We start from the raw sequence: 23,041 nt of genomic DNA, 5'->3' as shown, positions 1-23,041 counted from the left end.
ATTATTATCTCGTCCACCACCTGATGGATTACCTGTCTGGCTTGGCCAGCCTGCACCTTGACCGCCATTATTCATATAAACTTTCATAGTTATTACTCCGTTAAAGATTTAGTTTGTATAGCCAGTTACTTACTGCCTATAACCATTATATTAACGAGTAATAAAAGTTGAATCTCCCCCCAAAACGTGAATTTTAGAAAAAATTTCTAGTTAACTGAAAAAAATCTCAAGAATTAAAGAGATAACCCGATTACCAATTTCTGCTTCCTCTTGATTCCTTTTTTCTCCTCTGATTACGCTGTATCCATTACAAGACAAGCGATTGCCGTGATTCCAATATTTTAAAGAATACGTTTTTTGATTCCAAATCTTCTTAATTCCATGGTTTTGATTCCAGTTCTATTGTAGATTGAATCGTCCAGACTTTATCAGAGATAGATTTACTTGAGTCGGTTATTTTATTAGTGTACAGAATAGATAAACATCAGAACCTTCTATAACTATGATGGATCATATCTTATGGTCATACATTTCTCAGAATGTTAAGTCTTCGGCAATCCTAGGGTAGCTCCCATTGTAAGTAATATATATTTAGGTAATTAAATCCTTTTTTCCTGCTTCCTCTTGCTTCCATTTTTCTTCTTTGATTCCGCTGTATCTACTGCATACTAAGCGATTGCCGTGAACCCAATATTTCAAAAAATTCACTTCTTGCTTCCACGGTCTTGCTTCCTGATTTATAGGGTCGAAGATAGTAAGTAAAGGCTGTTAAGAGGGGTAATCCAAGTTTGGATTAGGGTCTGCTTCTCAATAAATTTATCTCTTAATACAATATTGCATGTTCACAAGTACATTCTCATTAAGATAAAAGGCAGACGATAAACGCCTACCTTTAATTATTTTTGCTGTACTTGAGTTTTTTGCATGGGACAAGCGGGACAGACGGGACATCCCCCGTACTTATTAGTTTTCAGCCGTCCCGTTATCGTTTTTCACAAAGGGACAAGTGGGACAGAAAAGCTAAAATGTAAAACCCTGTCCCGTTCGTCCCGTTACGTTTTTTAGCAATGGGACGGCGTAATTCCTTGCTGCATATAGTCTGTCCCGTTCGTCCCGTCTGTCCCGCTCTTTTCCATAGGGTCATAAGAAAGTATGTTAGCAGTAACCGCATAAACAGATGGACGTTGCTTGCCACTAAATAAAGTATCAGGCGCTTTGTAGGTTTTACGGTCACTTTGATTGAGTAGCAACAAGTTCGCTTCCTTTAACACTTCTAAGACTTTCTTTTTGCTAAAAGGCGCACATACGCTGTTAAAAGTTTCTTTGGAAAAGTAATAGTCCCCTGTGTCCATATTGCGATAGCCTACGCGGTTGGGGGTTTTCTCCTCAAAGTCTAAGCGAGTATTTCTATAGCAAGGCTGAAAGCGACTTGATCCATGCTGTTCAATAAATGACTTAATATGCTCTATGATTTGGCGTTGCTCATGCTCACCATCACGCCCGTAGTTATCAAGCCAATTACCTAAGCATGTCATTACGGCTGTGGTTGCTTGTTCTGCTTGCCAACCTGTTATACCTGCACGGGTTGCCATTTCACCAGCTGTTGCCACGATAGCGAACCGTTTAGCCACTCTATGCGCTTGCGGTGCAAGGTCGCTATACTTACTCATAAAGTCATCTACAAGCTGTTTAGCGGTGGCTGTGGTCGCTGCCTTGTCAGTGGTGATATGTTCTAGCCACGCTATGCCAGCTGATCCATAGTAAGTTTGTGATAGCTCATTGATTTTATCCGCTTGCGCTGCGCCCGTGTCTGCCAGTACCAAACTATCAAACATTCTTAAATCATTGCCAGCACCAGCATCAGCGTCTATATGCGCGACTCGAACTTCCACCCCTGCATTAGTCTTTTTCCCTACTTGCGCCATTTCTTGCTGTATCGTCTTTTCACCAGTTGATAAAAAGATAATGCGCCATGTTTTGGCTATGCGGTTATGTCCAGTGGTGGTACTTCTGCCTTTACCTGTACCATTACCCAACATATAAATAATATTGCCTAATATTGTTGGGTTGCCCTCACTGACTTCATCGAGTGGTAAAAAGCTGTCGTTGTACTCGCTTGCTGTGCCCTCTAGTGCGTTATCAGTGCTGCGCCATGTCTTAGTATAGCTTTCAGGCTTGCCCCATACACTAGACGCTACTTTAAGCGATAACGACTTACCCATAGTGCTTGAGCCTATAATATGAAAACCGCCCCCATCACTGCCTAATAGCTCTAGTAATTGACCTGCAAACGCGCAAGCAATAGAGAACACAAAACGGCTTTGTTCTGCCAGTGGTTTGCATAACTCATCACGCCACTGTGCTAGCTCTCCTTGCTGATCTAATGTGCTGTTAATGCTGTTTGCAGACTGATAGACGATAAGCTGCTTACCATCGCTGCCTATGGTTCTGTCATGTAATATATATTGCTCACCATGCCAGCCTAGTTTATCCACGCATAACGCCCGTTTGTGAATAGGGTAGTCTTGAATGTAAGTGTCTAAGTAGCTGCGCTGTTTGGGGTTGGTGGTAATGTTCAAGCCTTGACTAGCCAGCTCACGGCGGTATTCCCTTGCATCGCCTTGCAGTAGTGATAACGGCATGGACCATGTATGCAATACGCTGTCATCATCGCGCCACTGTAATAACCGCCCCCATGTGGTGCTGCCTGTGTCCCGTGTCTTGGCGATAATCTCAATCGGTGAACAAACAAATGCCTTAGACTTGAAAGTAATGTTTGCTGGATCATCATCGTTATACTTCACGAAAAACAGTCCATCGTGATAAAGCTCAAAACGTCCATCTCTATAGATCATCGGTTCATTCAGCTGGGGATCATCTCGCCATTCAGGATAGTAGGCAGTATCTTGTAAATTGATTAGCTGGGTGTCACTGTCTGCCAATATCACCTCATAGCTGTCATCTTGTAGCATGGTGACGATATGAGCCACCGTAACCAATGCTTGCGCCTTTACACCTGCCAATAGGTTTATTAATCCCTTGTCATCAAGTGTCATCGGTACAGTTATTTGTGATCCGCTACTCCAGTGCTGCACCATCTGCTTAAAACACTGCCTAGTTTTTTGAGGGCTAACAATGATTGTTTTATCACTGCCCATCAGGTAGCTGTAAACCTCGATACCATCATCTAGATCATTAAAAGCTATCATCTCATTGGCTTTGTTTGGCTCACCAATGACGATAGCGCCATAACCTGTAGGATCAATGACAATGGGCTTTGCTTTGCTGTTTGGTGTGTAGAACACTGCGCCTACTATAACGCCTTGTTTGTCGGTCAATGCTAAGCCTATGGTATTGGCTGTCGGTTCGGTTTTGCCAATTTGCTCACCATAATATATAGTAGTGTCACCTGTAACGAATAACAGCCGTTCAGGTTCTAGCATGTCATTGAGTTTGATTAACAAAGGATCGCCTGCCAGCTGCTCCCTTGTGCTTGGTTTATAGCCTTGCAAGATAGTATCAACGCCCGTGTTTACAGCACGGGCTTTTTCTTGGCCATTATTTTGTTTTGAAGTAGTCATAATTTATACCTCACTATTTTTAGTAGTAATATGACTTTCTAACCACTGATTGATATCAGACAAGCGCCATAAACTAGCCCGTCCGATTTTTACGGGTGCTGGGAATTTGCCTTCATTAATTAGATGGTAGATGTGCTTAGCGCTAAAACCAGTAATACCGCGTTTAGCGGATTTGGCTGTGACAGTGCGCTGTTGTCCTGAACGGGTAGTATAAGTCTTGGCTTTACGCTCAGGTTGATTGGCAAGGTCTGTCATTCTTAAATATTGATCGACTAAGGTCATAATAATTCACTCCATAGCGGTTAAAGGAATGGGCGGTAATGCCCTGCTATGAAGTGAATGTTAAGGGGTGGGGGTTTATAAGAAAATTCCCGCAACCTAGGCTTATATAGATTAACCTAAGTTAGTATATATTTATGATGACGGTCTACCTGATTCGCTAGCGTGTTTAGGTATAAAGCTCAACCAGCTTTTTAAAGACTCTTTCTTGTCAGGAAGCATGTCTCGATAATCTGTATCGACTAAATAATTCCATATTAATTCACACATTTCACCAATTCGAATTTTTTTATCATGGTCTTTTGACCATAAATATTGCGCATGGGCATCAGCAACTAGTTTTGCTTTTAATAGTTTTGGGCTAACGCCTCTCCTTTTAAATTCCGATTCAGATTTTTCTATAGGCTTTTGGTGTTTAATAATATAGTTTTCTAGTTTTTCTAAATCTCTGTGTAAGATTAGAATTTCATCACGTTTCACTTCTAGGTTTAATACAATCGTATCTTTGTTATTATAAAAATGATTAGAACCTTCATAACCTTCAATTTGGTAATCGTCGAAATGATAATGTTCTAATACGTTCAAGTTTATTCTTTTTAATGCTTTTTCAATTCCGAATTCATCAATATGTTCTTTCGGTAGAATTGGTGAGTAACAGCTTCGAATTACTTTAATTTGACTAAAGTCATAGTCTTCATCATTATAATTTCTAGGTATATTCCGAGGTCTGAGAAATTTTTCTACATTACTAGGGTCAGCGTTAAGTTTATCGTGTGATAACAATCCTTCGATATCTTCCCATTTATCATTAATTTCAGCCCGGTTTAAAAATAGAAGTTGACCTTTTACTCTCTTACTTATCCTAATAAATAAACCAAGTGTTTCACAATGAACTGAAGGCAAGAAGTCACAGTAAATTAGATAAGAGTCTATATGATTAGCATAAACCTCAAAGTCTTCATTTCCTTCATTTAAACTATCGAGTATATCTGAGCCGTCTAAATAATGAGTTCCTAATAAAAAGAAACCTTTCCCATATATATAGGCATCTAAATCAAACTCGTAAATTCTTTTGAGTAACTTTTTGGGTGTAACGCTATCAGTTTTATACTTTCTATTTAAGTATTCACTAGCCTCTTGCAAGCTATAATATTCTGCTGTGTCAAAACTTAAAGCTATATCATCGTTACTCATATTCGCACCCTTACACCCCTAAAACAAAATAGGAGCAAGGCGCTGACAGCTAAGGGTGCGGTTGCTATCGTTCGGGTAATTAGTCCTAGCCTTGCAATTGGTTATGACAACGATTGACGCTATCATGTTCGGTTTTGTCAGTTCTGGCAGTGCCGTTTTGACATATATTTATATTTTTACAGCTAGAAGCTGGCGCCTCATGTTGTTAAAAGGTGTTGTTAAAGCTGCTCGGCAAGTTTGGCTAGTACCTCTTTTGATGCGCTTTGTGCCTGTAAGCTCTTTATCAATATGTCTTTGTCATGCAGCGCTATATCGGTGGCTTGCTCGTTGCGACTATTCATTTCTTTAGCGACTTGTTCAGGGGTCAGTAAGTCGAAGCTCACTGCCTTGCCAGCGCGTAGATCATCTAAATGGTTTGCCCAGCGGTTCATCATCATTTGGCGCTCAGCTAAATGCTCTGATAAGTCGTAGCGTCTTCTCACGCTCGATTGTTCTAAGTGGGCGAGTTGTATCTCAATCAAACTTTCAGAAAATTGCAGCTCATACAGACCCGTGCTAGCAAGCTGCCTAAAGCCGTGACCTGTCATTTTAGGGTAGGGATCGCCTGTATAGCCCATGCGCTGTAATGCTTGATTGAACCACGCTTCACTATAGGTCTTGTTCGACTCAAAGTTATAGAACACATAGCCTGTCTGCTCTGTTAAGGGGCGCATACGTTCGATGATTGCCATAGCTTGCGGGGATAGCGGGATAATATGGTCTTGGCGCATTTTCATCTTAGCGGCTGGTATGCGCCATACGCTTTTATGATAATCAATCTCTGACCACTCAAAGTATCTAAGCTCTTTAGTACGTACAAAACACAGCGTCATCAGCTGTAACCCTGCTACGGTCTGTACGTGGGCGTTTGGGTGGTTGTTAATGTACTGATCAATATTGCGGAGTAGGTCGGGGAATTGGTGCTGCTCTACCGCCCTCATGCGTTCGGCTTTGTGCGGTCTGAGTGCCTTATTGCGTCCAGTGGCGATATTAGTTATATCATAGCCTAGCGTATTGATAGCATACTCAAAGATGGAGCTAATCAGTCCCATACACTTATGCGCGGTTTCTGAGGTATGTTTGCCTTGCTGCTCAAAGCTGGCTTGAATGGCAAGTCCTGTCTTAATGATATCTTGCGCGGTGATAGCCCCAATAGGGTACGTGCCTAAGTGCTTTAAGATATGGTTATTTAAAAATCCTTGCAGCTTTTGCACATTCTTGGCTGTGGTCTTAGATTTTTCATCAAGATAGCTTTTAGCAATGACTTTAAATAAGTCCTTTTGTTCAAAGTTGTTCTTCTCAATGCTTTTGTGTTCGGTGGGGTCGATACCGTCAGCCAATAATACTTTTGCTTTATTACGTTCGATACGCGCTTGCTTTAGCGATACTTGCGGCTTGAATGATGAATCGATCACTTGCTTTGATGATTTATAGATACCAATTTGGTAGGTTTTTTGTTTAGGCTTAATATCTTTATCCGATTGATAGCGGTACGACATTTGCCAAAATAGTGAGCCGTTGGGGTGTTGTATCAGATATAAGCTATTACCATCACTGTGACGGGTGACTTTGTCAGGTGCTGACTGGTTAGCTATGGACTTCACGCGATTGTCAGTTAATAGATGATCTTTTCTCATATTCATAGCAGCCGTAAAAGACGTTAAATGTTTTAACAACAAATTTAACAACATTTTATAGGTGCTACTAGGTAATGACAAGTAATATTAAAAGACTTAATATATTGCTATTAAAGGGTTGTAGAGGTTTTAGGTAATGCTAGGGAAGGCTATAATACGATGATTGGTGCGCTCGGCGGGAATCGAACCCACGACCCTCGGCTTCGGAAACCGATACTCTATCCAACTGAGCTACGAGCGCATATGATGAATTGACTGCTATGTAAAACGAGTCAAGTCACTGCATGTATAAAACTGCATGCATGAAGTAAACTTGCAGTATAAGTCGTCGAAAAATAAAGACCGCTTAGTCTAACAAATAAAAGTAGTAAAGCCAATAAATGAAACGAGCTCTGAAGATTATTTAATAAATAGTAAGATAGTCAGCAAACAGGCATGGCAATTGGTATACCTTTTCCCTTATAATGTTAGGGAAAATTTATATTCATAATCACCGATTACAAGTACGCTTGCCTTTGGAATGGTTGTTTGCCATTGATAACTAGATACTGTCAAAGGAAGATAGACAGAATGTCCAAGTCGTGCCAGCACTTGTATACGTAAATAAGAGAACGTGACGAATGAGAAAAGTAGTTATGTTATCGGCAGCTGCCATTCTAGGAATCGCTAGTATCGCAGTGAGCCAAGCTGAAGACGTTGCAGATACATCTGTAACGGTATCTGACGTAGCAGAAGCGCAAGAAGTGGTTGAAGATGCGCCTCAACAGCTAGGTGACGAGCCACAAGCTGCCGCTAATACTACAAGCGATACTGCTCCTGTTGATGGTGCTCTACCTGCAGATGCTACGACTGAAGAGGGCGCAGCAACAGAAGAAACAGCGCAAGCAGCTCCTGCGGCTAATGAAGAGCCGATTCCTGAGGATACACCGCAAGTGCAAAAGCTCATTGCTTTATATCCCAATCTGATAGCCCGTATTCAACCAGTTGCTAAAGTCTGTTTTGAAGACGATGAGGTTTGTGATGTGACAGCCCGTTCTTCTGGTCCAGCAGCTGGCGATGGCCCTCGTGATGGTAAAGCGGTATATAACGCAGTATGTCAGACTTGCCATGCATCAGGACTGCTTGGTTCACCTATACTAGGTGATGCAGGTGCTTGGGGGCCACGTATAGCAAAAGGTACAGATACTTTATATACACATGCTATTAATGGCTTTAATGCTATGCCTGCTAAAGGTGGGGCCGATATTCCTGATGAAGAAGTCCAAAATGCTGTGGATTATATGGTAGGGGAAGCCAGCTAGTCTGCGTAGGTATACGCGACAAAGAGTGGTTTTGTAATTACCGCCTTGATATGTCTTATATAAGATTGTAAAACGTCTATTTCGCTGATTGAGATAGACGTTTTTTTATGATTGACGAAAGATGAGATCAATAATGTCGTTATATATTGCTATAGTTGAAATCTACTTATAGCAACCTCACATTAAGGCATTACAACGTTTATTTTATAAATTTATAAAGAGGTATTCATGTCTGAGGTACCAGCGCTTTCTATCCAAAATCTATCCAAAACCTATGATAATGGGTTTTCGGCCCTAAAAGATGTCAGCCTAACGGTGCCACAAGGTGGGTTTTTTGCTTTGCTTGGACCAAACGGTGCGGGCAAGTCAACGATGATTGGCATTATTAGCTCCTTATTTAAACCAACAACTGGTAGCGTCAATATCTTTGGTACTGACCTTTTAACCGACCCCTCCGTTGCAAAGCAATATCTTGGTGTGGTACCGCAAGAATTCAATTTTAACCAGTTTGAAAAAGTACAAGATATTTTAATTACTCAGGCCGGTTACTTTGGTATCCCAGCTAAGGAAGCACGACCACGGGCGAAACGACTGTTGACGGCGCTTGGCTTATGGGACAAGCGTGACAATAAGTCGCGCGAGCTATCAGGCGGTATGAAACGCCGTTTGATGATCGCACGAGCACTCATTCATAAACCAAAACTGTTGATTCTTGATGAGCCGACTGCTGGGGTAGATATTGAGCTGCGCCGCTCTATGTGGGAATTTATGCAGCAGATTAATATTGAAGAAAATACGACCATCATTTTGACTACGCATTATCTTGAAGAAGCTGAGCAGTTGTGTAAGCGCATTGCAATTTTAGATCATGGTGAAATCCGCATTAACACAGAAATGAAAAACCTATTGGCGCAGTTGTCAGTTGAAACCTTTGTACTCGATTTGGATACGCCGCTTACTCGTGAATTAAAATTAATAGATGTAACGGGTATAACACAACCAGATGATCAGACAATTGAAGTTACGCTCACTGAAGGTGAGTCATTAAACAATGTCTTTAGTCAATTGTCCGATCAAGGCATCACTGTCGCTAGTATGCGTACTAAAGCCAACCGCTTAGAAGAGTTGTTTATGCGCTTAGTTGACAAAAATATTCAAAGTGCAGACAGCATGAAGGAGGCAGGGTTATGAGTCAAGAAGCCTTAGATCATAATAAAGCAATGTCATGGAGCAAAAAGTGGATTTCTTTTCGTACCATATGGTTAAAAGAGGTACGCCGAATTTTACGCATTTGGCCTCAGACATTGTTGCCGCCAGTTATCACAATGAGCCTGTATTTTGTCATTTTTGGTAAGATGATTGGCTCGCGCGTGGGGGAGATGGGCGGTGTGCCGTATATGCAGTTTATCGTTCCCGGTCTGATTATGATGTCGATTATTACCAATAGCTACTCTAACGTCGTCTCAAGCTTTTTTAGTGCCAAATTTACGGCTAGTATTGAGGAGCTACTCGTTTCACCCGTCTCTAAGCACTCTATTTTGATGGGTTATATTAGCGGTGGTATCTTTCGCGGACTGGCAATCGGTATTATTGTCTCGATAGTGGCGTTGTTTTTTACAGACCTTGGTATTGAGCATTTATTCGTGACGATATTTACGGTATTGGGTACATCCATTTTGTTTTCGCTTGGTGGTTTTATCAACGCCGTATTCGCGCGCTCGTTTGATGATATCTCTATCATTCCAAGCTTTGTATTGACTCCGCTTACTTATCTTGGCGGTGTGTTTTATTCGATGGAGAATTTGTCTCCATTTTGGCAAAACGTTTCGTTATTAAATCCCATCGTTTATATGGTGAACTCGTTCCGCTACGGTATTTTGGGATATTCAGATGTCAATGTTTGGTATTCGATGGTCGCGATTTTTGTATTCTGCGCGATATTTTATACCATTGCCTATCGCTTACTCAGTAATGGATCGCGCGTGCGCTTGTAAACCTTATTATCTAAAAAGTGGCACTTTAAAAGATAGCGTGATTGTTATTTTGGTACATTGTCATCTTGGACATAAATTATTAACGGTTTAATATCAGGAAGTTAAATGAGTATTCACGGTATTTTAGGTGAACAAACCACCGACTACCCAACTGAGTATAGTCCAGAGACACTATATCCCATTGCTCGTCGTATGGGACGTGATGCAATTGGCTGGCATGATGATAAGTTGGCAGTTGGTGTAGATTGGTGGCATGCTTTTGAGATGTCTTGGTTAAACCTGCAAGGTATCTCTCAAGTTGCCATCGCCCGCTTTGGTATTCCTGCCAGCTCACCATTCATTGTCGAATCAAAATCACTTAAATTGTACCTAAACAGCATTAACTTTACCGAATTTGCCAGCTGGAACGACGTACAAGCGTTGATTGCTAAAGATTTATCAGCATGCGTGCAAGCTGAAGTACAGGTTGAGTTGTTTGGCTTAGAGGGTGGTTTGGATGATAAAACGACAGGTTTGTTGATTTCTCGGCCTGATGGTGTTTGCATTGATGAAGCACTAGCAGGCAACATGGACAAAGTTGCATTAACTGAACATCCTGATGCGTCATTGCTGAGTGAAAACGAAGTAGAAGCGAGCAGTGAAAGCGTGGCAAGTGATGGTACTCAGCCGTATACCTTTTATTCTAATCTACTGCGTAGTAATTGTCCGGTGACCAATCAACCAGATTGGGGAACTCTGTCTGTATCGATTACTACTGACAAATTTTTTAATAATGCGAATATGCTGCGTTATATATTGAGCTTCCGTCAGCACAATGGCTTCCATGAGCAATGTGTCGAACAGATATTCGCTGATTTGAGTGAATGTTATAAACCAAGAGAGCTGATGGTTCGTGCTTGGTATACGCGCCGCGGTGGTATCGATATCAATCCTTGCCGCGTCAGTGACATAGGTTTATTACCTAAACCAAGTCGTTTGATTCGTCAGTAATTGATAGGGTTGGTTTTGTATAATTTAGATTATATAGCCGACCTACTATAAAATAAAAAAAGCGCCTATTTCATCAAGTGAAATAGGCACTTTTTTTAGTACATTTTTTATCAGAAAAACTACTTGCTACTTACTTTTGCCATAACTTCTTCGCGGCTTAGCATTTGCTTTTCTGTCTCGCGGCGATTGACATATTCGTACTTACCTTCAGCCAAGTTACGGTCCGAGACCACGATACGATGCGGGATACCAATTAGCTCAAGATCGGCAAATTTGACCCCAGGGCGCTCGTTGCGGTCATCAAGTAACACATTAATGCCTTGAGCCTTTAATTCGTCATACAGAGCTGTTGCCGTTTGCATGACGGTTTCTTCTTTCGACTTCATCGGAATGATGGCCACTTCAAAAGGTGCAATTGAGTCATCAACTGATGGCGTTTTTGGCCACATGATACCGTTCTCATCGTTGTTCTGCTCGATGGCAGCAGCGATGATACGACTAACGCCAATACCATAGCAACCCATCATAAGGGTAACTGGCTTACCATCTTCACCAGATACGGTAGCATTCATCGCTTGGGAGTACTTGTCACCCAATTGAAAAATATGACCAACTTCGATACCGCGTTTGATTTTTAGTGTGCCTTTGCCATCAGGAGAGGGGTCTCCTTCTTGCACATTACGCACATCTACAATGCGTGTGATACGTGCATCACGTGCCCAGTTCATGCCGACGGTATGTTTATCTACTTTATTAGCACCTGTCACAAAGTCTGACAAGGTCGCCGCCGAGCGATCGACAAAGACTGGCATATCCAAATCAACACCGATAAAGCCTTTGTGTAGACCCGCTGCTTTGAGCTCTTCATCAGAGGCCAAAGTTAGTGGCACGTTGGCTTCTTCGATTTTCTCAGCTTTGATAGTGTTCAACTGATGATCACCACGTAGTACGACAGCGATGAGCTGCGGTGTATCATCTTCTTTATGACCATGAACGATTAAGGTTTTAACCGTATCGGCAAGCGGGATATCCAAGTGTTCAGCGACCATCTTACAAGTGGTCATGCCTTCGGTGAGCACGTCTTCGCGCTCTTGCTTTGGCGGTTGGCGTTCAGCCATATTGAATGATATAGATTCGGCAAGCTCAACGTTGGCAGCATAGTCTGAGGAATCAGAAAAAGCGATATCATCTTCGCCACTATCGGCTAGCACATGGAACTCATGCGAGGCAAAGCCACCGATAGAGCCTGTATCTGCCTGTACCGCACGGAAGTCTAAGCCTAAGCGGGTAAAGATACGCGTATAAGCCTCATACATATCATGATAAGTCTTAGCGAGCGAAACTTGATCGACATGGAACGAGTAAGCATCTTTCATAGTAAATTCGCGCGCACGCATCACGCCAAAGCGGGGACGAATCTCATCACGGAACTTGCCTTGAATCTGAAAAAAGGTGATTGGCAGCTGTTTGTAACTACGCAGTTCACCTTGTGCAAGGTTAGTGATGACCTCTTCGTGCGTTGGGCCAAGCACGAAATCACGATCGTGACGATCTTTGAAGCGCAATAGCTCTGGTCCATAGTCGTCGAAGCGACCAGTAGTTTCCCATAACTCAGCTGGCTGGGTCATGGGCATAAGAACCTCTTGAGCCCCAATATTTTGCATCTCTTCACGGACGATACGCTCAACTTTTTGTAAAATGCGTAGCCCCATAGGCAGCCAGATATATAATCCAGAAGCAATTTTACGAATAAGGCCGGCACGCACCATCAATTGGCTTGAAGCGATATCGGCGTCACTTGGGGTCTCTTTTAGAGTGGCGAACAAGAATTGACTGGCTTTCATAAATAAAGCGGAACCTTATCAACGATAAAATAAATAATAAATAAGGCGCTGAGCGTTAGATAGCTGCTACAAGCTTGCCTTTAATATATAACCTGATATAACTAATGATTTGATCGACGTGACAGTGTATAAATTAGCAATTTATAGTCAAGCTTTTTGTTCAAAACCTATCTAAAAACAGGCTAATGTCAGGTAGTCTATATACGTTGACATTTCATCGATGCAATCAGACTATGTTAGGTAAAGTTTGCCTCATACGCAATGACTTTTTGTCTTTTACAATAGAACGCTATACAAACTTCAATATAGGACAAAAAATGAAGCAAATATCTGATAGTTTTAGTATTCGTCGTCGGTGAGAATTGTAGTAAGTCTAAAAGCGGTTGAGTTTGTAAAATTGTGGACTAAGCAATTGTGTAGAAGATTAGTAGCTAATACTTGAAGTCATTTTGAAAAGCGTCATTTATGCTATAGAGCCGTGCTTAATTTAGCATTTGTAAATAACGTCTTTTGAGTGCCGTTAACAATATAAAAGGTAGCGCATATGACAACTTCTGATAATCGTACACCTAGTAATGCTCGCGACAATATTAGTAAGCGCCCTAAACCAAAACAGCCTACTGGAATAGCGACATGGATATTGTTAATTATTAGTTTTACGGCCTTAGCTTTTGCTGTTTATACTATTAATGAGCGGACGGTAGAAGAACCGATTGAAACCGTCACTCGTGAAGGTGTGGTGACGCAGATTCAACAGTTAAATCGGTTGCAGACCGTAGCTTTTAGCGTGGATACAGTGATTACCAGTGAGCGACAGGGCAGCTGGATGAAACTTTGGCAAGATGAGCAAAAAGGCTTGTTTATTGCTCGTGGTCGGGTAGATGCGGGTATAGATTTGAGCGCGTTGACGCCTGAGATGGTACAAGTCGTACAGCTTGAAGAGTCTAACGTAGGTGAAGATGAAGCACAGACGGCGAGCGACAATAATACCGCGATGATGCCGCAAATCAACATTACCTTACCGCCATCAGAGATATTTTCAGTGTATCTAGACGACTTGGAAATCTATGACTGGCAAACAGGTGCTTTTGGTTTGATGCAGGTTGATCCTAAGATACTCGCGCAAGCACAGACAATGGCAAAAAAAGAAGTGCTGGAGCGTGCGTGCCGAGGTGATGTGATGAATATGGCGCTAAAAAATGCCCAAATGCAGCTGCAACAATTGTTTGCGATGACTGGCGCAGTGGTGACTGTGACCACACAAGGAGCAGGGGCTTGCCGACTGCCAGTCACTACCAATAGCTAAGCTAATATTTATTCTTTTTTGAATTCGGCAATAGCCAGCTTGCGTGCCGATTTATGCTCGACCATCGGCGCAGGGTAGTCAATATCGGCAAACTTGCCACCTTTTGCCAATTCTTTGCGCATCTTGTCTTCGCTATGCAAGATGCTAGTAGGAATATCTTCTAACTCTGGTAGCCAAGTTTTAATAAACAATGCTTTAGAGTCATGCGTATTGGCTTGGCTAAAGGGATTCATAATACGAAAGTAGGGCGCTGAGTCGGTGCCTGTTGACGCGCTCCACTGCCAACCGCCGTTATTGGACGCAAAATCCCCGTCAATGAGCTGCTGCATAAAGTAGCGCTCTCCTAAGCGCCAATCAATCAGCAAGTCTTTGGTCAAAAACATGGCGGTGACCATGCGCAGTCGATTGTGCATAAACCCCGTCGCATTTAAGCAGCGCATCGCTGCATCGACTAATGGTACGCCTGTTTTACCAGTGCACCATGTCTCAAAATCATCGCTATCGTATGACCAATTGATCTTGTTATCTGTTTCTTCTTTATAAGCCTTGTGACAGACAAGTGCTGGTTTGTCCACTAGTACATGACGATAAAAATCTCGCCATGCAAGCTCGCTTATCCAGCGATTGATGTCTTCATTATCGCCATCATTACCGTGTAGCTTTTCTTGTGCTTTACTTGCTTGTAGATAGCAAAATCTAGGACTGATAGACCCTATAGTAAGATAAGCCGATAGCTGACTGGTTGCATGTAAATGGGGGACATCACGGCTGACATCATAGTTATTTATATCATTAGCGACAAATTCTTTTAAACGCTGACAAGCAGCATCTTCACCAGCAGGATAAGCGTCTCTTGCCTGGTCAATCTGGGCTGTCATATTGATATGTTGTAATGACTTGTTCTTTTCTAGTGTTTGCTTGTAGTCACTGAGCATTTTTTTACTTAGTGCTTCGATATCATCGACTGTATTGGCAAACGTTTGCGATGATTTTAGTTTGATTTTATAGTCGCTATCCACTGCGGGTGCTTCATGCATTTGAATGGTACTAACGTCTAACGTATGTCGCCATTTCTTATAAAATGGCGTAAAGACTTTATACATGCTGTCGCCATCATTGGTCGTAATGCTTTGCGGTGGCAAAATGCATTGGTCATGCCAGCGGACGAACTCGATATTATCTTTTGCAAGTTGCTTACTCAATTGCTCATCACGATCAATCTCATTGCCTTCGTACTCATGATTGGCCATGATGCAACTGATTTCATTATCTTTGCATAAGGTTGTGAGCGTTTCTATACAGTCAGTAAAGCTTGGACAGATTTGCACGGTTAAAGTGATGTTCAGTTGCGACTGCAGGTCCTTTGCTAGGATAGGTAGCGTGCGGGCAATATGGTCGACTTGCACAAGGGACGTATCATGTTCTTGCCACTGCTCAGGCGTCAAAAAGAATACGGCAGACACCGAGGCGTTTTCTTCCTTTGCACGTTCGCACAGCGCTGCTAGAGCGGTATTGTCATGGATACGAAGGTCACGACGAAACCACATCAAGTAATGCGGTGGATTTTTGCTAGTAGCATTGTCGTCAGTATTAGTATTATTCGCCGCTGTCTGTGCAGTCTTAGACATCAAGGTATCCCTATATCAATCAATCGCAATCGTAAACGAAACTAAGGATAAAAGTATGCTAGGATAAGTTTTTGGATGCAATGGCTTTGCCGTTTGGTTAACAAAACCTCATCACATCTAACGATTTAACTTTAGCCTGAACCTGTCTGATACCGCTATAATCGGTGTCATATTCAGCACCATGAAACGCAAGGTCACAAAATGCACGTTAAGTTTTGCGGGTTTACTCAGCTTAATGATATACAGACTGCGGCACAATTAGGTGCAGACGCAGTGGGTTTGGTGTTTTATCCACCAAGCCCCCGCGCGGTCACAATAGAGCAAGCGCAAATTCTGAGCGCTGCTGTACCTGCTTTTGTCAGCGTGGTGGCATTGGTAGTCAATATGTCCAAAGATGAGCTGATCAATTTAGCAAATGACGTCTCTTTTGATATTATCCAGTTCCATGGCGATGAAACGCCTGAGCAGTGTGAGCAGCTGGCAAGTACGGTCAATAAGCGCTGGATCAGAGCATTGCGCGTTAATGCTGATACGGATAGTGCTGCTAGTGTCAGTGCTCAGATTGACGAATTTGCAGCAGCAGGGGCGAGTAGCATCTTATTAGATGCCTACCATCAGCATAAGTATGGCGGTACAGGCGCACGTTTTGACTGGAACCTCATTCCACATGACAGCGCACTGCCGATTGTGTTGGCTGGTGGACTTGATGCCGATAATGTGGCCGCTACATTAGATTTGCCTATTTATGGTGTCGATGTGAGTGGTGGTATCGAGATCGATAAAGGTAAAAAAGATGCTGCCAAAATGCGTGCCTTTATGAAAGCGGTCAAGCGCGATCGATGGCAAAACGCTACGGTCACTGGCGCCATTTAAGTGGGTTTGTATCAAGTTGTTTGCTATACATACTCTGCTTAGTTAATCGTTATTCCGATTTTTCTGCTTAAATCTTATTAGATTGTTATCCCTTTTATTATCTTCTTTATAGTTATCTAAAAAATACCACTTATTACAGTAGGAATTATCATGAGTCATGTCGCGAACAAAGATTTATCTGCTACCGCACAATCTGTAAATACTTTTACCAATCCTGAAAATGTACAGGATTTTAACCAGTATCCTGATGCACGCGGACATTTCGGTGTACATGGGGGGCGTTTTGTCTCTGAGACGCTAATGGCTGCCCTAGAAGAGCTAGAAACGCTTTATACCAAAGTCAAAGCAGATCCAGCGTTCTGGGAGGAGTATCACAACGATTTGGTGAATTATGTCGGTCGCCCAACGCCGCTGTATCATGCTAAGCGTTTGAGTGACGAGATTGGCGGTGCGCAAATTTACTTCAAACGTGAAGACCTAAACCATACAGGCGCGCATAAAGTCAATAACACCATTGGTCAGGCGCTGCTTGCCAAAATGTGTGGCAAAAAACGTATTATCGCTGAGACTGGTGCAGGACAGCACGGCGTGGCAACGGCGACGATTGCCGCACGCTTGGGGCTAGAGTGTATCGTCTATATGGGGGCTGACGATGTCGAGCGTCAAAAGATGAATGTCTATCGTATGCGCTTGCTTGGTGCAACGGTTGTGCCAGTCACTTCTGGCTCACGCACGCTCAAAGACGCGATGAATGAAGCCATGCGCGACTGGGTGACCAATGTCGATAGCACTTATTATATTATCGGTACGGTTGCAGGCCCACATCCATATCCGTTACTGGTACGTGATTTTCAAGCGATTATTGGTAAAGAAGCGCGTATTCAGCATTTAGAAAAAACAGGCAAATTACCGGATGCGTTGGTTGCATGTGTCGGTGGTGGCTCGAACGCTATTGGTTTATTCTTTGATTTCCTAAACGATACTGAAGTCAAAATGTATGGCGTGGAAGCGACAGGTGATGGTATCGAATCAGGTCGTCATTCAGCACCATTAGCTGCTGGTCGTATCGGTGTACTACATGGCAACCGTACCTACCTGATGGCAGATGATGAAGGTCAAATTCAAGAGACGCATTCTATTTCAGCTGGACTTGATTATCCTGGTGTCGGTCCTGAGCACAGCTTCTTAAAAGATATGAAACGTGTTGAGTATGTTGGTTGTACTGATAAAGAGTCGTTAGAAGGCTTTCATGAAACCACGCGTAAAGAAGGTATTATCCCTGCGCTCGAATCTGCCCATGCTGTTGCCTATGCGCTTAAGCTGGCTAAAACCATGACCCCTGATCAAACGATTATTGTCAATATGTCAGGTCGCGGTGATAAAGATTTGCATTCGGTAATGAAGGCGGAAGGAATTGAGTTGTAGTACATCCTACAGTTTAATATATAGAACAAATCTAATTCTACAGATTAAACCTCTTGTATAAGTAGTGGCTAAGCATTGAAGCTTCGTTCATGAAGCTCAATCAGTTAGCAATTTTACAAGAGGTCTATTATATTTACTTCAATGACCTGTATACACTGCAATAATATGAGAGTTGCTAAGTTTTTTGAATGTTAATGTTGTTTACTTTAGGAAATAACAATGCAGGACTTTTTGTATTTTATAAGTTCGAATATATCTGATATTCCTTTATTTGCGTTAATAGGAGTAATAATTACTCTTGTTGTTTTTGTTCTTTCTATTCGTAGTAGAAGTAATGAATTTATTGATTTGTTTTTTCTAAAAGATAGTTCGTTGAAGGACAAAAAAATGACTCTGTAAATATTGAGTTGAATAAAAAATATAAGGAGTTAGTAGACGAGTACAAAGGTATAAATCTAAAGATTAACAAACTTGAAAATACATCTAGTAGTGCTGAATTAGATAAAAATTTAGAGGGTTTAATAAATAGTTATTATGATTCACCAGAAAAAGTTAATACAATACTTTCTAAAACTATAAATGATAATATAAGTGATAATTTTAAAAAGTATTATAAAGATTTTGACAGTAAGGGTTTTATAAATTCTGAGTTTATAAAATATGAGAATTATATTGCAGAAAATGATAATGAAAATCTACTGGAAATACAGAAACAAGAGTATAAATCCGCATTTAGCCTAAGAAATAAAATGATTAATCTTTTTTCGTTTTCTGTCTTTGCTATGATACTATCTTTTTTCCTGCTAATCTTTCTAAAAAGTGATGTGTTTTCAATACAAAAATATATAGTAGTTATAAGTCTATTTTTAAGCTTAGGTTTTTTTGTCATATACATTATTAAATCTTCAAACAGTAGGACTTCTACACTTATGTCTATTTATGAAAATCAAAGAAATTATCAGAATATAATTAACTTGATTTCTAAGTTGGATATTGAAAATGGAATAACTGATAATGATCTAGAGATCATAAAAATGATGTCAATAAATTACAGTGGAAGAGAGAAAAGAGTATCACACCCTTATGAAATTATACTTAAAGGTCTCAGTAATTCAAACATTCAATTTAACGGTGGCAAGATGTCACTTGATAAAAATTCAGAGACCAAAGAAAATTAATAGTTATAGGAAATAATATGACCCGAATTGAAAGCACATTTAAAACCTTAAAATCACAGAATAAAAAAGCTCTGATTCCTTATGTAATGGCAGGCGATCCAACACCTGATAGCTTTGTTGGCTTACTACATGACTTAGTCAAGCATGGTGCCGATATGATTGAAGTTGGATTACCATTTTCTGACCCAATGGCTGATGGTCCAACTGTTGCATTGGCTGGCGAGCGCGCATTGGCAGCTGGTACCAGTACTCGTGACGCATTAAAAATGGTTGCAGAGTTCCGTCAAACAGATACGCAGACACCAATCATTCTAATGGGTTATCTCAATCCTGTTGAAATCATCGGCTATGACAATTTTGTCGCATTGTGTGAGCAATCAGGCGTTGATGGCTTATTGATGGTAGATTTGCCACCAGCAGAGGCGGGCAGCTTCACTCAGCATTTGACTGAGCATGCGATGAATGAGATTTTCTTGCTATCGCCAACCACTTTGCCTGAGCGCCGTGAGCAAGTCTTGACTCATTGTGGCGGCTATATTTATTATGTATCACTAAAAGGCGTGACGGGCTCAGCCACACTAGATACTGACGATGTAGCGACTCAAGTTCAAGCGATTAAAGCAGAGACCGATTTGCCAGTATGCGTCGGTTTTGGTATCCGTGATGGTGCGTCTGCCAAAGCGATCGGTACTCATGCAGATGGCGTCATCGTCGGTAGTGCATTGGTACAGAACTTTGCCGATATCGATGCCAATGATGCCACCGCTGTGGCGACAGCTCAGCAAAAAATCATGGCAAAAATGGATGAGCTACGCGGTGCATTAGACAGTTTGAGTGCCTAAGTAATGATGACAATAACAGTAAATCACTTTGCTATATTTAGTTTACGTGTGTAAACTAACATGATGTATAATTTGTTACAATTACTCGATTTATTCAGCTTATTGTTTATCATGACATAGATAATAGTAATGCGAATAAGCTACCGTGTTAGTCATAACGGCTCATGTTATGGCTGTATTTGCTTCCTAGACTAGACAACAATTAAACTCTTAAGGACAAGTAGATGAGCAAGCTTGCCGATAAGCCTTCAACAATGGCGAATAATATGACTGATACTATAAAAAAACCTAAAACTCAAAGTGATGATGCTAGCCCTCCTACAGATAACTCTCAAGCTGGTCAATCATGGTTTGATCGCCCAGTACCGGGTATCAAGCAGCAATTAACCGCTACGCTGACTGCAGTGGAAACCGAGCCGTCTACAGAATGTACCAATTGTCATTCAATGATTACCAATACAGCACTGATTTTTAACTGTTATGTCTGCCCGCACTGTGATCATCATCTACCAATGACTGCGCGTGAACGTCTACAGTGGTTTTTGGATCAAGTAGATGGAGAGCTTGGACAAGAATTTAGCGCCAAAGACCCTCTTGGGTTTGTAGATAGCAAACCATACCCCCAGCGCATGACTGAGGCTAAGACTAAGACTGGCGAGACAGAAGCTCTAATTGTTTTGCATGGTAAGTTACGCAACCTTGATGTGGTTGCTTGCGCCTTTGATTTTCGCTTTATGGGTGGTTCTATGGGATCGGTCGTTGGCGATCGGTTTGTACAAGCTGCTGAAAAAGCACTCAAAGACAAAAAACCTTTAGTATGTTTTGCAGCCTCAGGTGGCGCGCGTATGCAAGAGGGTTTACTGTCCTTAATGCAGATGGCACGTACTGCCGCTGCTGTTGAACGCCTAAGAATTGCTGGCGTTCCTTATATTGTGGTACTGACCAATCCAGTTTATGGCGGGGTGACCGCTTCTCTTGCCATGCTTGGTGATGTTCATCTGGCGGAGCCAAAAGCGATGATTGGTTTTGCAGGTAAGCGCGTGATCGAGCAAACGGTGCGCGAGACGTTAGAAGAGCCGTTTCAGCGTGCTGAGTTTTTGTTAGAGCATGGCGTGGTTGATGAAGTGGTACATCGTCATCAGATGATTGATACCATTTATCGTCTGCTAGCTAAGCTTACGCATACGGATAATGTAGACGCCTAAATTGTGTGAGTACTTAAGTTTTTGTATGTCGCATGTTTGGCTTACCCTTTAAATAGCATTTATCGTCATTGATGATAAATGCTATTTTTAATTTTTGGGGTTTGAATATGGTCGATTTCAAATAAGGCGCATACATTAGATATCAGTCCTGCCGTATCATTTTTATACTGAACTCATTATATGGTTATAAGCATTGTATAATGACGCTTTTGGCAGCTGTATATCTTGGCTGCTTTTTACTTTAAGGTGTTTTTATGTCCTCATCGAATCACGCTACTACCGTGACCAGTCCAACGGCACAATCAAGCTTGACTGCATGGCTAGATTATATGCAGCAGATTCATGTTTCTGCTATTGATATGGGATTATCACGTGTATTGCCAGTGGCTAATTATTTGGGCGTGGTGCAATCAGCAAAAGACGATGCCTTTGTCTTCACTGTCGCAGGCACCAATGGTAAAGGCTCAACGACTGCCGTTATCAGCGATGTGTGCCGCGCAGCTGGTTACAAAACCGCGTTATATCAATCGCCGCATCTGGTTGATTTTAATGAGCGCGTGCGTATCGATGGTCAGATGGCAAGCGATCAGACCTTGATTGCTGCTTTCGAGAAGGTTGAGCAGGCACGGCTTGCTTGTGATTTAACGTTATCGTTTTTTGAGATAACGACTTTGGCAGCGCTTTTGATTTTTGCTGAAGCTGATTGTGATGTGTGGGTGCTAGAAGTGGGATTGGGCGGCCGCTTGGATGTGACCAACATCATTGATGCAGATTTAGCCGTGATTACCAATATTGGCATCGATCATGTAGATTGGCTTGGCGATAATGTTGATGCTATAGGCTTTGAAAAGGCGGGCATTTTACGTGATGGTATTCCATTAATTTTTGGTGCAACTGACATGCCCGCCAGCGTGCAACAAAAAATCGATGATCATAATGTTGTCTGTTACCAAGCGGGACGCGATTTTAGCTATCGCGTGCCAGATATAGAAACGGATATAGTCACTAGCGCTGCCACGTGGCAATATAGCAATGCTGCTATAACTTTGCAGCTGCCACAACCCAAGCTATCATTGGTAAATACTGCCAATGCGCTATCCGCGGTGCTGGCAAGTCCACTTGATATCGGTATTGACGCTATCAAAACCGCACTACAGACAGTCAAGCTTGCCGGACGCTTTGATTATCGTCAAATGGTTGATCGCCAGTGGCTGTTTGATGTGGCACACAATGAGCAGGGCGTGACGTTTTTATTAAATCAGCTCAAGCCATTATGGCAACAGCATCTAGCGGTCTTAAATGATGGACAAATGGCTTCTATTAAGCTGCTGTTTTCTATGCTTGCAGATAAAGATATTGAGATGGTGGTCGAGCATTTAACGCAAGCCAAATTACCCATTACGGATTGGTATATTGCAGAGATTGATCATCCTCGTGCAGCGAGTATGGAGGAGTTGCAAGCGGCATTGGCTGCATACGTAGAAGATACTGCTATACATGTTTATACTGATTTACAACAGGCCACGCAAGCGGTAATCGAAGACAGTGGAGCGCAAGAATTAATTGTAGTATGTGGCTCCTTTCATACCATCGGTGAAGCGCTTACTACCCTCGATGTAAACGAATAATTATAATCTCCTAAAGCTGATTGACGTCCAAAAATTGCATTAACAGATGCCTGATAGCAGACAGCGTGAAAAATATGTTTTATAATCAAAGCGTTTT

General features: G+C 41.9%; 17 protein-coding genes and 1 tRNA gene. 11 read left to right on the top strand and 7 right to left on the bottom strand.

Features of this window, described 5'->3' with window-relative positions; genetic code table 11:
- Nucleotides 1-1,061: 1,061 nt before the first annotated feature.
- The 5 genes from ACS8FC_RS09580 to ACS8FC_RS09560 form a co-directional block, all read right to left on the bottom strand.
- Nucleotides 1,062-3,581, bottom strand: coding sequence for a DUF927 domain-containing protein (locus ACS8FC_RS09580; protein ID WP_439296572.1), 2,520 nt, complete (start codon nucleotides 3,579-3,581; stop codon nucleotides 1,062-1,064).
- Nucleotides 3,582-3,584: 3 nt separating this feature from the next.
- The gene (locus tag ACS8FC_RS09575; protein ID WP_439296571.1) at nucleotides 3,585-3,863 is read right to left on the bottom strand and encodes a helix-turn-helix transcriptional regulator; all 279 of its coding nucleotides are present in this window, start codon (nucleotides 3,861-3,863) and stop codon (nucleotides 3,585-3,587) included.
- Nucleotides 3,864-3,995: 132 nt separating this feature from the next.
- Nucleotides 3,996-5,054 carry a hypothetical protein gene (locus ACS8FC_RS09570; RefSeq protein ID WP_439296570.1) on the bottom strand — a complete coding sequence of 353 codons (1,059 nt, stop codon included), beginning with the start codon at nucleotides 5,052-5,054 and terminating at the stop codon, nucleotides 3,996-3,998.
- Between the two features lie 218 nt (nucleotides 5,055-5,272).
- On the bottom strand, nucleotides 5,273-6,730 hold the full coding sequence (locus ACS8FC_RS09565; RefSeq protein WP_439296569.1) for a tyrosine-type recombinase/integrase: 1,458 nt from the start codon (nucleotides 6,728-6,730) through the stop codon (nucleotides 5,273-5,275).
- Nucleotides 6,731-6,894: 164 nt separating this feature from the next.
- Nucleotides 6,895-6,971: transfer RNA gene (locus ACS8FC_RS09560), tRNA-Arg, on the bottom strand.
- A 379-nt stretch (nucleotides 6,972-7,350) separates the two neighbouring features.
- On the opposite strand from ACS8FC_RS09560, the gene ACS8FC_RS09555 reads away from it, so the two are divergent.
- The 4 genes from ACS8FC_RS09555 to queF all read left to right on the top strand — a co-directional run bounded on the left by ACS8FC_RS09555 (nucleotide 7,351) and on the right by queF (nucleotide 11,015).
- Nucleotides 7,351-8,031, top strand: a complete 681-nt coding sequence (locus tag ACS8FC_RS09555; RefSeq protein ID WP_439296568.1) for a c-type cytochrome — start codon at nucleotides 7,351-7,353, stop codon at nucleotides 8,029-8,031.
- Between the two features lie 228 nt (nucleotides 8,032-8,259).
- Nucleotides 8,260-9,222 (top strand): ABC transporter ATP-binding protein, encoded by a 963-nt coding sequence (locus ACS8FC_RS09550; RefSeq protein WP_299221560.1) that lies wholly within the window; start codon nucleotides 8,260-8,262, stop codon nucleotides 9,220-9,222.
- A 29-nt stretch (nucleotides 9,223-9,251) separates the two neighbouring features.
- A complete protein-coding gene (locus ACS8FC_RS09545) occupies nucleotides 9,252-10,025 on the top strand; it encodes an ABC transporter permease (protein WP_439263331.1) in 774 nt (257 codons plus the stop codon).
- Nucleotides 10,026-10,130: 105 nt separating this feature from the next.
- A complete protein-coding gene (gene queF, locus ACS8FC_RS09540; RefSeq protein WP_439263235.1) occupies nucleotides 10,131-11,015 on the top strand; it encodes an NADPH-dependent 7-cyano-7-deazaguanine reductase QueF in 885 nt (294 codons plus the stop codon).
- Nucleotides 11,016-11,134: 119 nt separating this feature from the next.
- Here the strand turns inward: queF and ACS8FC_RS09535 are convergent, their stop codons facing one another.
- Complete coding sequence (locus ACS8FC_RS09535; RefSeq protein ID WP_439296567.1) at nucleotides 11,135-12,859, bottom strand: proline--tRNA ligase; 1,725 nt, start codon at nucleotides 12,857-12,859, stop codon at nucleotides 11,135-11,137.
- A 544-nt stretch (nucleotides 12,860-13,403) separates the two neighbouring features.
- On the opposite strand from ACS8FC_RS09535, the gene ACS8FC_RS09530 reads away from it, so the two are divergent.
- The gene (locus ACS8FC_RS09530) at nucleotides 13,404-14,165 is read left to right on the top strand and encodes a DUF4230 domain-containing protein (protein ID WP_439263237.1); all 762 of its coding nucleotides are present in this window, start codon (nucleotides 13,404-13,406) and stop codon (nucleotides 14,163-14,165) included.
- 8 nt (nucleotides 14,166-14,173) lie between these two features.
- Here ACS8FC_RS09530 and ACS8FC_RS09525 read toward each other — a convergent pair whose 3' ends face one another.
- A complete protein-coding gene (locus tag ACS8FC_RS09525) occupies nucleotides 14,174-15,793 on the bottom strand; it encodes a cryptochrome/photolyase family protein (protein WP_439296566.1) in 1,620 nt (539 codons plus the stop codon).
- A gap of 171 nt (nucleotides 15,794-15,964) precedes the next feature.
- On the opposite strand from ACS8FC_RS09525, the gene ACS8FC_RS09520 reads away from it, so the two are divergent.
- The 6 genes from ACS8FC_RS09520 to folC all read left to right on the top strand — a co-directional run bounded on the left by ACS8FC_RS09520 (nucleotide 15,965) and on the right by folC (nucleotide 22,944).
- Complete coding sequence (locus ACS8FC_RS09520) at nucleotides 15,965-16,666, top strand: phosphoribosylanthranilate isomerase (RefSeq protein ID WP_439296603.1); 702 nt, start codon at nucleotides 15,965-15,967, stop codon at nucleotides 16,664-16,666.
- Nucleotides 16,667-16,816: 150 nt separating this feature from the next.
- The gene (gene trpB, locus ACS8FC_RS09515; protein ID WP_439296565.1) at nucleotides 16,817-18,091 is read left to right on the top strand and encodes a tryptophan synthase subunit beta; all 1,275 of its coding nucleotides are present in this window, start codon (nucleotides 16,817-16,819) and stop codon (nucleotides 18,089-18,091) included.
- 407 nt (nucleotides 18,092-18,498) lie between these two features.
- The gene (locus tag ACS8FC_RS09510) at nucleotides 18,499-19,269 is read left to right on the top strand and encodes a hypothetical protein (protein WP_439296564.1); all 771 of its coding nucleotides are present in this window, start codon (nucleotides 18,499-18,501) and stop codon (nucleotides 19,267-19,269) included.
- Nucleotides 19,270-19,286: 17 nt separating this feature from the next.
- Nucleotides 19,287-20,111, top strand: a complete 825-nt coding sequence (trpA, locus tag ACS8FC_RS09505; protein WP_439296563.1) for a tryptophan synthase subunit alpha — start codon at nucleotides 19,287-19,289, stop codon at nucleotides 20,109-20,111.
- Nucleotides 20,112-20,365: 254 nt separating this feature from the next.
- The gene (gene accD, locus ACS8FC_RS09500; protein ID WP_439296602.1) at nucleotides 20,366-21,316 is read left to right on the top strand and encodes an acetyl-CoA carboxylase, carboxyltransferase subunit beta; all 951 of its coding nucleotides are present in this window, start codon (nucleotides 20,366-20,368) and stop codon (nucleotides 21,314-21,316) included.
- A gap of 254 nt (nucleotides 21,317-21,570) precedes the next feature.
- Nucleotides 21,571-22,944, top strand: a complete 1,374-nt coding sequence (gene folC, locus ACS8FC_RS09495) for a bifunctional tetrahydrofolate synthase/dihydrofolate synthase (protein ID WP_439296562.1) — start codon at nucleotides 21,571-21,573, stop codon at nucleotides 22,942-22,944.
- The last annotated feature ends 97 nt before the right edge of the window (nucleotides 22,945-23,041 follow it).

The organism is Psychrobacter sp. 1Y4, assembly GCF_051847555.1.
This window is presented reverse-complemented; position numbering and strand designations above follow the sequence as displayed.

What these genes read in the sequence shown, in the direction of transcription:
- ACS8FC_RS09580 (WP_439296572.1), bottom strand. Translation starts at nt 3,581, where the DNA reads ATGACTACTTCAAAACAAAATAATGGCCAAGAAAAAGCCCGTGCTGTA.
- ACS8FC_RS09535 (WP_439296567.1), bottom strand. Translation starts at nt 12,859, where the DNA reads ATGAAAGCCAGTCAATTCTTGTTCGCCACTCTAAAAGAGACCCCAAGT.
- ACS8FC_RS09550 (WP_299221560.1), top strand. Translation starts at nt 8,260, where the DNA reads ATGTCTGAGGTACCAGCGCTTTCTATCCAAAATCTATCCAAAACCTAT.
- ACS8FC_RS09565 (WP_439296569.1), bottom strand. Translation starts at nt 6,730, where the DNA reads ATGAGAAAAGATCATCTATTAACTGACAATCGCGTGAAGTCCATAGCT.
- ACS8FC_RS09555 (WP_439296568.1), top strand. Translation starts at nt 7,351, where the DNA reads ATGAGAAAAGTAGTTATGTTATCGGCAGCTGCCATTCTAGGAATCGCT.
- ACS8FC_RS09575 (WP_439296571.1), bottom strand. Translation starts at nt 3,863, where the DNA reads ATGACCTTAGTCGATCAATATTTAAGAATGACAGACCTTGCCAATCAA.
- ACS8FC_RS09545 (WP_439263331.1), top strand. Translation starts at nt 9,252, where the DNA reads ATGTCATGGAGCAAAAAGTGGATTTCTTTTCGTACCATATGGTTAAAA.
- trpA (WP_439296563.1), top strand. Translation starts at nt 19,287, where the DNA reads ATGACCCGAATTGAAAGCACATTTAAAACCTTAAAATCACAGAATAAA.
- accD (WP_439296602.1), top strand. Translation starts at nt 20,366, where the DNA reads ATGGCGAATAATATGACTGATACTATAAAAAAACCTAAAACTCAAAGT.
- ACS8FC_RS09525 (WP_439296566.1), bottom strand. Translation starts at nt 15,793, where the DNA reads ATGTCTAAGACTGCACAGACAGCGGCGAATAATACTAATACTGACGAC.
- trpB (WP_439296565.1), top strand. Translation starts at nt 16,817, where the DNA reads ATGAGTCATGTCGCGAACAAAGATTTATCTGCTACCGCACAATCTGTA.
- ACS8FC_RS09530 (WP_439263237.1), top strand. Translation starts at nt 13,404, where the DNA reads ATGACAACTTCTGATAATCGTACACCTAGTAATGCTCGCGACAATATT.
- queF (WP_439263235.1), top strand. Translation starts at nt 10,131, where the DNA reads ATGAGTATTCACGGTATTTTAGGTGAACAAACCACCGACTACCCAACT.
- folC (WP_439296562.1), top strand. Translation starts at nt 21,571, where the DNA reads ATGTCCTCATCGAATCACGCTACTACCGTGACCAGTCCAACGGCACAA.
- ACS8FC_RS09570 (WP_439296570.1), bottom strand. Translation starts at nt 5,054, where the DNA reads ATGAGTAACGATGATATAGCTTTAAGTTTTGACACAGCAGAATATTAT.